Raw genomic sequence first — 12,995 nt, forward strand, 5'->3', positions numbered from 1 at the left:
GCCGCTCACCCGCCATTGATGCGGGCCAACACGAGCATAGACAGTCAGTTCTTCTATTCGTATACGGTCGCGACCGATTCCCCCGTGGTGGTTTTCATCGCTGAGTTTCGAGAATCATTCAAGATTCTGGGATATGCAAATGCCGTAGAGGGCTGGAAGAAATCAGTCCCGGAATTTGTACTGCCGGAGTTTCGATCGCCAGGCACGTGGCGAGATTCGCACATCACGCCACCAATAGGACATGCCTAAAAATCAGGGTCAGAGTACATTTTTCTCGAACGAAATACTGATCCACCCATTTTTCACATATCCCCTGCATCACCCCTTTAGTCGCTCACTCTGGCAACGCCTCTCCAGACCCACCCATCTCCGACGGGAAGTCCCTCAACTTCGGGAGCCCATCTTTAATGCGCAATACGGTCTCGGCGTAGTTGACGTGCACGCCCGGCACGAAGGCGACGCTCGGGATCGTCGCGGCGTAGACGTCGGTCAATCCCAACGAGGGATGCGCGGACATGAGGTGTCCGCCGCATTTCGTGCAGAATTTCCGCTCGCTGTTGGCGGTCTTGCGGAACTCGCCGACAAACGCCGCGCCACGCGTGACCTTCACGTTCTCCGGCTTCCATAGAGTGAAAGCGTTTACCGGGCCGGCGGACCACGACCGGCACGAGCTGCAATGGCAATAACCCATCGCCTCGGGTTCGCCAGTGACTTCGATTTCCACAGCGCCGCAGAAACAGGTACCGGTGTGTTTGTCGCTCATGTCGTCAACCTCCCAGGAACCGGGGCCAGAGGACTTTCTGGTCCAAGCGGAATACTACTCTGGCCCCTGTTTTGCTTGCTGCTCTGTCTATTTCGCCGCTTCGGGCACGCCCATGTTGCCCTTGCTGTATTTGCCCGAGCGGTCGAAGCAGCACGCGCGGCGATTGCCGCAGGCGAGTTTGTCGCAGGCGACGTCGATTCGCTTCACGCGTGTCTCGGCCTTCTTTCCCGAGGTGATCCAGGCGATCCAGTCGCGTCGCGCCACGGGCGTGATGTCGTCCCAGGTCGCCTTCGCCTCCGCGTTGCCGGTCAGCGCCTTCTTGAGGTCCGCAGGCACGGTGGGCTCCGGCTCCTTCTCCACCGGCGTGATCGTCAGCTCAACTTTGTCGCCTTCCGCCACACCAGCAGCCGTACACAGCACCGCGTCGACCCTGAGCCAATGACCGCCGGCCCCATCGGGTTCGAGCGTCGCCTGAAACGGCTGACCCGCGAGCGTGCCATCGACGGTCACCTGGCTACGCGAGGGCAGCTGCTTGCTCGCGGCCGCGGGCAACACCAGGAAGCGCCAGCTCGCATTCGTTGGCGATGCGGGGCGTGACAGGGTTGCTTTGAAGGTGACGGTGGCGGCGACTTTTGGCATGGCTGTAACCGTAGAAAGTGAACCTGACCCCGTTCTTGTTCTGTTTTTTAGTTTTGCTAGACCTTTTCTATATCCAGACCGTCCCAAAAAGCAGGATTAATTACCATTGCTGCTCCATGCTCAATACGCGAGTTTACGTACGCTTCGAACAACTTATTGTTGTATCCGCGATTGTAAATGTATTGCGGCTCATGATCCTCGTCCTGCACGCCGAGGAACCCATACCAAAGCAGCAGATTGACGATACTTGGGATCAATGCGTCCTCAATCTTGTAAAGCATCAAAATGAGTTTCGCATCGTCCAAGGAAAGCGTGGATTTTGCCCCTATGAACGCATACAACAAGCCGTCATGCGCAGGGAAGACGTCCCTCAGTTCTAAATTCGTATCCTGAACAACATCGGTCGAAAAGAAAGCAACTGCTTTATCTATGTCGTCTTCAGTGATTTTCTCATGCCTAAGTGTCAGCGCGCTTCCTCTTGCATGTTTGAGCAAATCGAGCAGATATCTGGGTCGCATAAGGCAGCGATCGACTATGTATTGGTAGGAATTTTCGCCATGGGCATGACTAACGGCAATCCGCGACCAGAGCTCATCTAGCTCTCCGTGCTCCACTCCAAGACTTGCGCTTATTCGAAGAGCGACCAGCTGCTTTAAGGCATCAGGGTCGCGCCAATCGACGATGACCTTCTGCTCTTTGCCTCGATCAGCAGTTCGGTCTAGTAAAAGCTCATAGACATCATTTCTGAGAAATACGAGGGACCGCGCCTCAACCCCCTCAGACACCAGATTTCTTTGGAGCTTTCTGGACGCTTCGAGAAGCGCTCGCAACGTCAAAATGTCGGATTCGTCAATTCCAGTCGGGGTCCAACCCTTATCAATATTGTCAAACAAGATCCAAAGCGCGCCCTTCTTCTTCAAATGCGCAATAATTGCATCGCTGAGTTTCGTCACGTCGTTGTCGTAAATCAATTCTGTGACTTGCGGGGAAGAAAGCTCAACAACCTCCCCTTCCGGCCCTGGCTTAAACCGCGCTTCAATTCTGTATATCAAACTCGAAATTCGCTCGGCAAAGTCGCCTTGTCCGGAATCGTAACCGTATTCTTTGTATTTTTCGTCGAGTTGCAAATACGTGTTGTAAATGCTGTCGTCGAGGCGGTGCGTAGTTTTATCCGCATAGAGAGCGGCTCGAGCAATCTCTAAGATAAGGACGCAATGCCAGAAAGCGGTGATAGTGTGCTCCTGGCTTCCCTTATCCATTGCTTTCAGAACACGATCTTTCAGCTTGACCAACTGATATCCATCGGGCTTCAGATCAAGGACAACATTCCTACGGCTGGAAGACACTTTGTCTCGTACACGAAAGAAAACGGCGCTTTTCCCTGAGCCTTTTCTTCCCACAATGAGTCGTGCCTCTCCTTGCAAGGCACGCCTAAATTCATCGGTTGCAAGATAGTAATCAGCAAGATCAGCTATTTCATTCTCTGCAGAGGAGGCGCCGAAATGAACGCGCTCAAGCCAAGATGAGTCTAGAGCCGTAGGCTCCTCTACTGCGCTAGAAAACTTGGTTACGACCTCACCGGCAAGATTTGCTACCGCTTCGTCAATCTGTGTTGGGTGCGTAATGACTTCCACGAAATCGCGGTAGTCAAGCGGAACAGGGTCATATCCTTCCTGAAGAAAGGCTACAGACTTGTTCAGCCCATCTGCCAAGCCTGCTATGAAGGCGCAGCGCAAGTTATGGATTTCGGAGTCTTCAACCGCCGCGGGGACGAAATGGACCAAGACGCCAATTGACCTAGTGACTTGGGAAATCGCGTCGAGCGCTGACAAGCGGGGCTGCTCTGTTGGATCAAAACTCCTGTAGCCCAACCCAGTTTTCTTCAGGCGAGCAGAAATTCTTATCGCGTAGTCGCTTAAGAATCTCGTCTTAGTGACATAAAGAGGCTGGTTTCGATCCAGCGGAATGTCACGCAAAAGAGTTTCAACGTCCCTTACAGATTTTATGAGACTCGCAAGATCTCTGGAGTTTTGGTAATTCTTGTACCCGAGGGTATCGTAAATTCCGAGCCGTCTGATTTTCTCGTCTTCGTTCTTCGCGTACGCTTCGTTACGCACTATAACTAGCCGCTTTCCTCGTCCGATCGCATACCCAACTTCGTAGGTGACGTTGAAATTCAACGAAGTTATGTCGGCAATTAGGAAATCCGACCTGTCGATGGATCTCAAGACTTCGCTGGATATAAAGTGCCCAGCCACTTCCAATTCGGACCATTCGGTAATTTCTGTTACCGCATGAAATCTCCGCGCATCTTCCACTGCAAGCTTTATTGTTTCCGCAATCTGAGGCGGCTTTGCTGCGTATGCGAAGAAGCCTTTCATTCTTATCCTTTATGTCACCCGCACTTCGAATACGCACCATTCAAACAGGTCAGACATCCATCAGCGGCCGCGCCTTGGCATCGCGCTCGCGGCATTTCGCAGATTCGCCCAGACCTATTTCGCCGCCGCCTTCACCGGATATTTCACCAGCTCGACGCGACTGCTCAGGCATTGCGTCATGCGGCCATTGAGCGGTGCCAGGACATTTTTCCCGTCGGCGATCTGCTCGGGAATCTTCACCGCGTCGGCGCAAGCGGTGATGGCCTTGACCGACTGGCTCACGCAGACGGGCCTCTGGTCCTGGCTTAGCGTGGAGCAGCGGCCAAGCGCCGTCAGCTGCAGGCTGTCGAGAAGAAAATCGCTGCGGAACAGAACTTGCGACTTGGTGATATCGATGCAGACGTCGCGTTCCTCGCCTTCCCGGGTCTTGATGCGGTAGATCGACTGAGTGGTGCTTGCATCCGGCGATCCGCCGGTGGAATGGTGGAGTTCCTGCGAGCCCGGATAAACCGCGCTCATCCAGTTGTGTTGCAGACCTGCGCGAACCATGGCGGCGGGAACCACGGTTTCGAGTCGGGCGGGATGATCGCAGCTCTCGCCGCGGCCACCGCTGAAAGTTGCGTAGGTGCCGTAGCTTTCCACCACTTGCGGCAGACCGTCCGGACCGCGACTAACGATGCCATCGGCGACCAGCCGCAGCGGCGTCGGCGCCTTCCGATTCAGGGCGACTTGTGCACGGATCTGGCTTGCCATCGCCGCGGTTTCCAGCTTTCCGACATCGCTGAGCTTTGCCGCGTATTCGTCGCGAAACGGCACGAATTTGGCATCGGTGTCGGCGGCGACCTGATACAGCGCCACCGACATCGGACTGACCGGCCCGCCCTTCTGCATCATGAACAATGCGAGCACGGCCTGCGAGCGTGGATCACCCTGGAAAGTACCGCGACCCAGCCAGAGGAACATCTGCTGCTTGGCTGCGTCGTTGCCGGCTTCGCCGTACTCGAGCATGGCCAGGCCCGAGAACGCATCGAGATAGCGCAGCGAGGCCGACTGCTGCAGCAAGGCGCGCGCCTTGACGACATCCTTGGGCACGCCCTTGCCATTCCACAGCGTCATGCCCTGCTCGTACAGGTCCTTGCCGCTCTGCGGAGGATCGGCCAAAGCTGCGCTCGCCGACGCAAGCACTGCGAAGGCAGCGAGAAACAGCGCAGGTCGAAAGATCAGCCGCACTTCGAATAACCGCAGTTCAAGCAGGTCTGGCAACCATCCATCAGCACCAGTGCCTTGGTATTGCACTTGTGGCAGAGCGTGGCGGTGGCGGGAAAAGAGGCGCCCTCACCGGAATCGGAAACCGCCTCGTCAGCGCGCGAGGCGCTGTCGGCTCCGGCTCCGGCGAGGTCGCCGGTTAAACCCGTGCTGTTGCTAGACTTTTTTTTTGCCTTGTTCTCGTAGGCGGCGCGCTTTTCCGCGATGAGGGCAAGTTGCGCAGCGCTCATCTCGGGGTCGACGATCATGCCAATGGACTTGAGATGCTCCTCAACGACTGACCCAATCTCGGCGACGATCGACGGCATGTAGACACCGCCGGCCTTGAAGTAGCCGCCGCGCGGATCGAACACCGCCTTCATCTCGTCGACCAGGAAGGTGACGTCGCCGCCCTTGCGGAACACCGCGGACATGATGCGCGTGAGCGCGACGATCCACTGGAAGTGGTCCATGTTCTTGGAGTTGATGAACACCTCGAACGGACGGCGGAGCTCGTGCTCGGTGCCGTGGTTGAGCACGATGTCATTGATGGTCACGTACATCGCGTGCTCGACCAGCGGCGACTTGATCTTGTAGGTGGAGCCGATCAGCACCTCGGGGCGCTCGACCTTCTCGTGCATCTGGATGATGTTGGACACCGCTTCGGCATCGGCGATGGTGATCGGGGGCACAGCGGCCAGCGCGGCAGCTTCCTTCGCCTTGTCTTCCGGCTTCTGGACGCTGTAGCTCTTGATTTTCTTGGTGATCTTGATGGCCATCGGCCGTGCTCCTGGAATACTTTTTATGTGCCGACGGCCTTTCCGGACGTCGTGCTGTTTCTGTTCTGTCTTACCGGACAACCGAGCCCTCTCGGGTGCTGGCGTGGTGCGACGGTGTTTGGGTGTTGCGATGGAACGACTCGCGGGATCCGGCGCGATGGCGCGGGGGACGGACAGGGCGAGTATGTTGCGACCTTCGCCCTCTCCCGCGAACGGGAGAGGGATCCGGTTTGAAACAATCGGGGCAGCTTGTTGGTGAATCCCCCGGCCCTGCTGCTGGGACGGGTTCTTGAACTGGGTGTTGCGTCGAGCAGGGATTGCTTATTTTCTGGCGGTCTTTCTTGCGGCTTTCTTCGCGGCTTTCTTGGCCGGGCGACGCACGGCCTTCTTCACCGTCTTCTTGGCGGCAGCCTTGCGGGCCGGCGCTTTTTTCTTGGCTACTTTCCTTGCGGCCTTTTTCGGCGCGGCCTTGCGCGCAGCTTTCTTGGCGGCTTTCTTCGGGGCGGCTTTTTTCGCTGCCGGCTTCTTGGCGGCGGCGACTTTCGCCTTTACCGCCTTGACGGCGCCAGCGGCGGATTTCTTCGCGCTGCCAACCGCCTTGCTCACGGCTTTGCCGGCGCGGGACTTCTCCGCGGCCTTGACGCGCTTGGCGACAGCCTTGCGCGCCGAGGCGGTTTTCTTCTTGACGGCCTTGACCAGCGGGCTGGCTTTCTTGGCGATCGCGTTGCCGATCTCGGATGCTTTTTCGCTGACGCTGTCCATGGCGTTGGACAGGGTTTTGCTGACCCCATTGCCGTTGCTCATTTCATCACTCCTCGTTTGGTGAATGCAGCGTCGCGGTTATCGCACAAATTTTTTTCCGTCGCACTTTTCCCCTCACCTGCCCTCACCCCAGCCCTCTCCCTGAGGGAGAGGGAGTCAACTGGTGTGGCGAGAGGGGCGAAGAAGAAGTGCATCAGAACTTGCCGTAATAGCCTTCTTTCAGGGCGTCGAACAGGTTGGCGGCGCTGTGCATTTCGCCGTCGTATTCGATTTCCTCGTTGCCCTTGACCTCGACCACGGTGCCGTCTTCGAGCTCGAAGCGATAGGTGGTGTTTTCGAGGTCGGCTTCCTTCACCAGCACGCCCTGGAAGGCGGCGGGATTGAAGCGGAACGTCGTGCAGCCCTTCAAGCCCTGCTTGTGGGCGTACATGTAGATGTCCTTGAAATCCTCGTACGGGTAATCGGTGGGTACGTTCGCGGTCTTGGAGATCGAGCTGTCGATCCATTTCTGCGACGCGGCCTGGATGTCCACGTGCGCCTTCGGGGTGATGTCGTCGGCGGAGATGAAGTAATCGGGAAGCTGCGTGCTGCCTTCGGTCGCGAACGGCATCGCTTCGGGATTGACCAGGGTGCGGTAGGCGAGCAGCTCGTAGCTGTAGACCTCGACCTTTTCCTTGGACTTCTTGCCTTCGCGGATCACGTTGCGGCTGTAGTGGTGAGCGAAGCTCGGCTCGATGCCGTTGGAGGCATTGTTGGCCAGGCTCAGCGAAATCGTGCCGGTCGGCGCGATCGAGCTGTGGTGGGTGAAGCGCGCTCCGACCTCGGCGATTTCATCCACCAGTTCCGGCGCGACGCCGGCGACGCGCTGCATGTAGCGGCTGTACTTGGCGTGCAGCACGCGACCCTTGATCTTCTGGCCGATCTTGTAACCGTCGACTTTCATTTCCGGGCGCTGGCGCAGCATCGCGGCGGTGACGATGAAATCCTCGTCCATGATCGGCGCCGGGCCTTTTTCCTTGGCCAGCGCCACGGCGACTTCCCAACCGGCCAGCGCCATTTCGCGCGACACGGCTTCGGTGAATTCGCAGCTGGCCGGCGAGCCGTATTTCATCTTGAGCATGGTCACGGTCGAACCCAGACCGAGGAAACCCATGCCATGGCGACGCTTGCGCATGATTTCCTGGCGCTGCTGTTCCAGCGGCAGGCCATTCACTTCGACGACGTTGTCGAGCATGCGGGTGAACACGCGCACGACTTCCTTGTATTCCTCCCAGTCGAAACGCGCCTGGTCGGTGAACGGATCGCGCACGAAGGTGGTGAGGTTGACCGAGCCGAGCAGGCAGGCGCCGTACGGCGGCAGCGGCTGCTCGCCGCAGGGATTGGTCGCGCGGATGTTTTCGCACCACCAGTTGTTGTTCATCTCGTTGACGCGGTCGATGAGGATGAAACCGGGCTCGGCGAAGTCGTAGGTCGACGCCATGATGCGGTTCCACAACTGCTGCGCGCGGATGTGGCCGAAGATCTTGCAGGCGACGAGGCCGTCTTCGCGCGTCACGTACGGCGCGGTGTTCGGCCAGTCGCGCCAGACCACCTGCTTCGGGTCGTCTAGGTCGACTTCGTCTTTTTCCTTGATGTTGACCGGGAAGACCAGCGGCCAGTCGTTGTCGTTTTCGACCGCGGCCATGAACTCGTCGGTGATGAGCAGCGACAGGTTGAACTGGCGCAGGCGGCCGTCTTCGCGCTTGGCGCCGATGAATTCCTTCACGTCGGGATGGCTGACGTCGAAGGTGCCCATCTGCGCGCCGCGACGGCCACCGGCAGAGGACACGGTGAAACACATCTTGTCGTAGATATCCATGAAGCTCAGCGGGCCCGACGTATACGCGCCGGCGCCGCTGACGTAGGCGCCGCGCGGACGCAGCGTCGAAAATTCGTAGCCGATGCCGCAGCCGGCTTTCAGGGTCAGGCCGGCTTCGTGGACCTTGTCCAGGATGCCGTCCATGGAATCGGTGATCGTGCCCGAGACCGTGCAGTTGATCGTGCTGGTCGAGGGTTTGTGCTCCAGCGCGCCGGCGTTGGAGGTGATGCGGCCGGCAGGGATGGCACCGCGGCGCAGCGCCCAGAGGAAGCGCTCGTACCAGTATTTCTGCTTTTCGGTCGTCGCCTCGGCATCGGACAGTGCCCGTGCGACGCGCTGGTAGGTCTCGTCGATGCTGCCATCGACCGGTTCGCCCTTCTTGCTCTTGAGACGGTACTTCTTGTCCCAGATGTCGTAGGAGGCCGGCTGCATCGGAATACCCTGCGCCGTTTCCATCCCTGATTCCTTCTTTACCGCCTCCAGGCGAACACTGCTCATCGTCCTAACACCCTCCGCTGGTGGTCCCGGTGACCGGGACTTTCTAGTTGTGACCGCTACTGCTTTGCTTGTCTGACCGGTATCGCCGCCGGACTGGAAAGACGGATAAGCGCGCCTGGAGGCTGGGCCTCGGGGCGCTGCTGCTGTCTTTTCAGTCCAGACCCATGCCGTATCGCTCGTCGCGCCGCGCTGGTTTGTAGCCAGACCCCAAGGCTTGGGGCCTCCCCGGTACTCGTCACCCAACATGTTGTGTGAGAGCCGGGGGTCAAAACTACGCCCGGGCTGGGGGACTGTCAACCTCCAATTTGGCTGCGGAAGCGCCTGGTTTTGGCATGGAAAATGCTAATGGCAACAATCGTTTACAGATGAAACTTGCAGTGATGGCCGGGGTTGCCGCGGAGCGGCGTTTTTCCCTGCCCTGTGGGAGCGGTCATGACCGCGATGAGGGTGGCGAGGCGAGAATTCGAGCGTGACAAAGGCTTCCAGGCTGGTCGCGATCATTCTGGATTGCCGGCGGAATTGGTCGCGGTCATGCCCGCTCCTACCGGGGGCGAGATTTAACACCTCGTTCAATCGCGGCTTGGGATAGTCGCCTGCCGCGCGACGGCCGGGGCGCTGCGCGCATCTGGGACCTGAGGGCGGGGCATCTTGTCCGGGTGACGCGCCAGCCCCATAGCTATTCCGAACCCGGCCTCTGGCCACCACGCTTCGAGAGACTTTTCGCATGCGCAAGCTGACCACCTTCTTCTGCCTGCTGCTCGCCGCCATCGGCGGCGGCGTGACCGCCCGGATGCTGACCGCCGTACCTGGCGAAGCGCCGGTCTCGGCCAGCCCCGGCGCCGCAATCGCCCAGAGCGCTGCCGATTCCGCTCTGCCCCTCGCCAACGCGGCCCTGCCCGCCCAGGTCGTCGGCGGCGCCACGATGCCATCGCTGGCGCCGATGCTGGAAAAGGTCACGCCGGCGGTGGTCAACATCTACACCAAGCAGGTCGTGCGCGTGCGCAACCCGATGGCCGAGTTCTTCGGCGGCGGCCGCTTCCCGCAGGAGCGCGTGCAGCAGTCGCTGGGCTCGGGCGTGATCGTCGACGCAACGCGCGGCCTGATCCTGACCAACAACCATGTCGTCGAAGGCGCGGATGCCGTCTCGGTGACGCTCAGCGACGGCCGCACCTTCGAGGCGCAGCCGATCGGCTCGGACGCCGACACCGACGTGGCGGTGATCCAGATCAAGGCGACCGGCCTGACCGCGTTGCCGCTGGCCGATACCAACACGATGCGCGTCGGCGATTTCGTCGTCGCGGTCGGCAATCCGTTCGGGCTCGGACAGACCGTGACCTCGGGCATCGTCTCGGCAGTCGGCCGCAGCGGCCTCACCGGTTTCGGCTACCAGAACTTCATCCAGACCGATGCCTCGATCAATCCGGGCAATTCCGGCGGCGCGCTGGTCAACCTGCGCGGCGAACTGATCGGCATCAATGCCGCGAGCTTCAATCCGCAGGGCAGCGCGGCCGGCAATATCGGCCTGGGTTTCGCGATCCCGGCCAACCTGGCCAGGGAAGTGATGCGCCAGTTGATGGCTTACGGTGAAGTGCGTCGCGGCTCGCTGGGCCTGGACAGCGCCGACATCAAACCCGACCCGTCCAAGCAGCTGACCTTGAACAATTTCCGTGGCGCGATGGTGACCCGTGTATACAACGGCACCGCCGCCGCGCTCGCCGGCATCAAGCCCGGCGACATCATCACCCAGGCCAACGGCCAGCGCATCGACAGTGCCGAATCCCTGCACAACCTCGAAGGCCTGCTGCCCGTTGGGCAACCGATCGCCTTGCAGCTGTTGCGCGATGGCAAGACGCTGACGGTGCAGACGACGCTGAAGGCACAGGCCAAGGAAATCGACGGCGCCTCGCTCGATCCACGCCTGTCCGGCGCGACCTTCAGCGAACTGCCGGAGAGTTACCGCCAGCAAGGCGTGCGCGGCGTGGTGGTCAGCAAGGTCGCGCGCGGCAGCCGTGCCGAGAAAAGCGAACTCGCCGCCGGCGATCTGGTACTGGCGATCAATCGTCGCGGCGTCGAAGACATGAATGCCTTCCGCGCACAGCTCGGCCAGGGCAATGCCCGTCTCGTGCTGGTGCTACAGCGTGGCGGGCAGCAGGGCGAGCTGGAGATCCGCTGACCATCGCCCCTCACCCTGGCCCTCTCCCCGCAAGCGGGGAGAGAGGATCGGCTGCTGAGGCGGGGAGAAACATTCTCAAATGCGGCGAAAATCCCCTCTCCCCGTGAGCGGGCTAGGGTGAGGGGTGGTGGTCAGTGCGGGGATGTTGCAAGTGCGAGGCGCTTCAAATCGCCTGTTCCCTCATCACGCCGAAGCAAACACCTCGACCCGGTTGCGCCCCGCTCCCTTGGCGCGATAGAGCGCGCTGTCGGCGGCCTCGAAGAATTCCGCCTCGTTGGCGAAGCGATGCGAGGCGGTGCTGGCCAGGCCGATCGACACCGTCACCGGCAGACGGCCGGTGAAGTGCATCTCGATCGCTTGGCGAATATTTTCCGCCACGCGTTCGGCCTCGGCGACGCTGGCTGCGGGCAGGATGATCGAAAATTCCTCGCCGCCATAGCGGCAGACGGTGGCGCCGGCTGGCACATGCGCGCGCAACAGCCGCGCGCATTCGATCAGCACATCGTCGCCGCGGGCGTGGCCGAAGTTGTCGTTGATGCGCTTGAAGTGGTCGAGATCGATCACGAGCAACGCGACCGCGCCCTCGCGCGAATGCGCGAAAAATACTTCCAGCTGGCGGTCGAAGTAGCGGCGGTTGGACAGGCTGGTCAGGGCATCGGTCAGCGTCTGCCGCTGCAACTCGTTCACCCGCGAAGCCAGTGCCAGCGACAGCAGCACCATCTCGAGCAGAGCACCCGCCTGGAAGCCATTCTGCGTCAGGCCGTTGTGCGGCAGCAGGCCGAAGGTCTTGAGCATGTAGACCAGCACGCCGACCAGCAAGGCGAACCAGGCAAGCATGAAATAGATCGCCGGCCGATACCCCTGGATCACGCCGATCACGCCCAACGCCATCATCACCGCCACCGCCGCGATGGTGACGTAGGCGATCGGCTGGATCAGCAGCGCGTACGGCAGAAAGAACGACGCGGCCAAGCCGACGACACTCAGCAATTGCAGGATCTGCGCTGCGCGGTCGAGCCGCGGCGAGTGCTCATGCGTGCCGAGAAAGTGCCGGGTGAACATCAAACCTGAGAGCAACGACAGGCAAAGCAGCACCAACAGCGACTGATTGGCCCAGACCGGACTGTTCGGCCACAGGAACTGGAAACTCAGGCCGTCGTGCACGCCGAAATACAGGCCGTAGCTCGCGGCATAGGCCAGGTAGTAGAAGAAGGCGCGATCGCGCACCGCGATGAAGATGAAAAGATTGTAGAAAAACAGCACGCAGAAGCCGCCGAAATAAAACCCGTAGGCGAGCTGTTCCAGGCTGACCGATTCCAGCACGCGATGCGGGCTGGCCAGGGTCAGGCCGATGTTCATCGAGCCAGAAGTTTCGTAGCGCAGGTAAATCGTGCGCGTCTGTCCGGCGGCGATGCGCAGCGGAAAGATGAAATCGCGGTTGGCGATCGGTCGCGACCCGAATACCAGGCGATCGCCGGTATGCAGCACCTGCCACTTGCCGCTGCCGTCCTGCTGCCACAGATCGATGTAGTCGATCAGCGGATAGTCCTGGCGCAGGTCGATTTCCAGATCGGAAACACCGGTGTTGCGCAAATCCACACGCACCCACCAGGCCGACTTGCTGAAACCGAAGCCGGTGTTACGCGTACCGACCGGCGTGAACGCCGCAGCACGCACCTGATCGAAAGGCAGCTTTGCCGTCGTGTCCTCGAACAAGGCCATCGCGGTCGCGGCCGGGATTTCCCGGAACTGCTCGTTCACCGCGATCACCGTCTGCGCCTGGCTGATCGCGCACAGCGCCCACCACAGCAGCAGCGACAGGCCGAGACGGAACGACAGGGACTTCGGTGCGCGCATGGCTGACATCCAAGGGCAGAGGAGGTGATCGCCGACTTCG

The 12,995-nt window shown here is 60.1% G+C and carries 10 protein-coding genes; 2 read left to right on the forward strand and 8 right to left on the reverse strand.

Annotated features, from left to right (window positions below):
• Positions 1-249, forward strand: a 249-nt coding sequence (locus VKM35_RS10710) for a hypothetical protein (RefSeq protein ID WP_324321009.1), incomplete at its 5' end; no start/stop codon positions are given.
• Between the two features lie 85 nt (positions 250-334).
• Here the strand turns inward: VKM35_RS10710 and VKM35_RS10715 are convergent.
• The 7 genes from VKM35_RS10715 to VKM35_RS10745 all read right to left on the reverse strand — a co-directional run bounded on the left by VKM35_RS10715 (position 335) and on the right by VKM35_RS10745 (position 8,925).
• Entirely contained in the window at positions 335-763 is a 429-nt protein-coding gene (locus VKM35_RS10715) for a GFA family protein (protein ID WP_324321010.1), read from the reverse strand.
• Between the two features lie 87 nt (positions 764-850).
• Positions 851-1,402 (reverse strand): YdeI/OmpD-associated family protein, encoded by a 552-nt coding sequence (locus VKM35_RS10720; protein WP_324321011.1) that lies wholly within the window; start codon positions 1,400-1,402, stop codon positions 851-853.
• Positions 1,403-1,458: 56 nt separating this feature from the next.
• Positions 1,459-3,783, reverse strand: a complete 2,325-nt coding sequence (locus VKM35_RS10725; RefSeq protein WP_324321012.1) for a P-loop ATPase, Sll1717 family — start codon at positions 3,781-3,783, stop codon at positions 1,459-1,461.
• Positions 3,784-3,897: 114 nt separating this feature from the next.
• Complete coding sequence (locus VKM35_RS10730; RefSeq protein WP_324321013.1) at positions 3,898-4,944, reverse strand: hypothetical protein; 1,047 nt, start codon at positions 4,942-4,944, stop codon at positions 3,898-3,900.
• A gap of 59 nt (positions 4,945-5,003) precedes the next feature.
• Positions 5,004-5,807: an NrdJb gene (locus VKM35_RS10735; protein ID WP_324321014.1), complete on the reverse strand. Its 804-nt coding sequence runs from the start codon at positions 5,805-5,807 to the stop codon at positions 5,004-5,006.
• Positions 5,808-6,128: 321 nt separating this feature from the next.
• The gene (locus VKM35_RS10740) at positions 6,129-6,611 is read right to left on the reverse strand and encodes a hypothetical protein (RefSeq protein ID WP_324321015.1); all 483 of its coding nucleotides are present in this window, start codon (positions 6,609-6,611) and stop codon (positions 6,129-6,131) included.
• Positions 6,612-6,762: 151 nt separating this feature from the next.
• Positions 6,763-8,925, reverse strand: coding sequence for an adenosylcobalamin-dependent ribonucleoside-diphosphate reductase (locus VKM35_RS10745; RefSeq protein ID WP_324321016.1), 2,163 nt, complete (start codon positions 8,923-8,925; stop codon positions 6,763-6,765).
• Positions 8,926-9,649: 724 nt separating this feature from the next.
• Here VKM35_RS10745 and VKM35_RS10750 point away from each other — a divergent pair.
• A complete protein-coding gene (locus VKM35_RS10750; protein ID WP_324321017.1) occupies positions 9,650-11,098 on the forward strand; it encodes a Do family serine endopeptidase in 1,449 nt (482 codons plus the stop codon).
• Between the two features lie 183 nt (positions 11,099-11,281).
• Here the strand turns inward: VKM35_RS10750 and VKM35_RS10755 are convergent, their stop codons facing one another.
• Complete coding sequence (locus tag VKM35_RS10755; protein ID WP_324321018.1) at positions 11,282-12,955, reverse strand: diguanylate cyclase; 1,674 nt, start codon at positions 12,953-12,955, stop codon at positions 11,282-11,284.
• Positions 12,956-12,995: the final 40 nt, after the last annotated feature.

This window comes from Arenimonas sp., assembly GCF_035312645.1.
GTDB lineage: Bacteria > Pseudomonadota > Gammaproteobacteria > Xanthomonadales > Xanthomonadaceae > Arenimonas.

Coding starts and splice junctions, on each gene's coding strand:
- VKM35_RS10720 (WP_324321011.1), bottom strand. CDS start 1,402: ATGCCAAAAGTCGCCGCCACCGTCACCTTCAAAGCAACCCTGTCACGC.
- VKM35_RS10755 (WP_324321018.1), bottom strand. CDS start 12,955: ATGCGCGCACCGAAGTCCCTGTCGTTCCGTCTCGGCCTGTCGCTGCTG.
- VKM35_RS10725 (WP_324321012.1), bottom strand. CDS start 3,783: ATGAAAGGCTTCTTCGCATACGCAGCAAAGCCGCCTCAGATTGCGGAA.
- VKM35_RS10750 (WP_324321017.1), top strand. CDS start 9,650: ATGCGCAAGCTGACCACCTTCTTCTGCCTGCTGCTCGCCGCCATCGGC.
- VKM35_RS10715 (WP_324321010.1), bottom strand. CDS start 763: ATGAGCGACAAACACACCGGTACCTGTTTCTGCGGCGCTGTGGAAATC.
- VKM35_RS10745 (WP_324321016.1), bottom strand. CDS start 8,925: ATGAGCAGTGTTCGCCTGGAGGCGGTAAAGAAGGAATCAGGGATGGAA.
- VKM35_RS10740 (WP_324321015.1), bottom strand. CDS start 6,611: ATGAGCAACGGCAATGGGGTCAGCAAAACCCTGTCCAACGCCATGGAC.
- VKM35_RS10735 (WP_324321014.1), bottom strand. CDS start 5,807: ATGGCCATCAAGATCACCAAGAAAATCAAGAGCTACAGCGTCCAGAAG.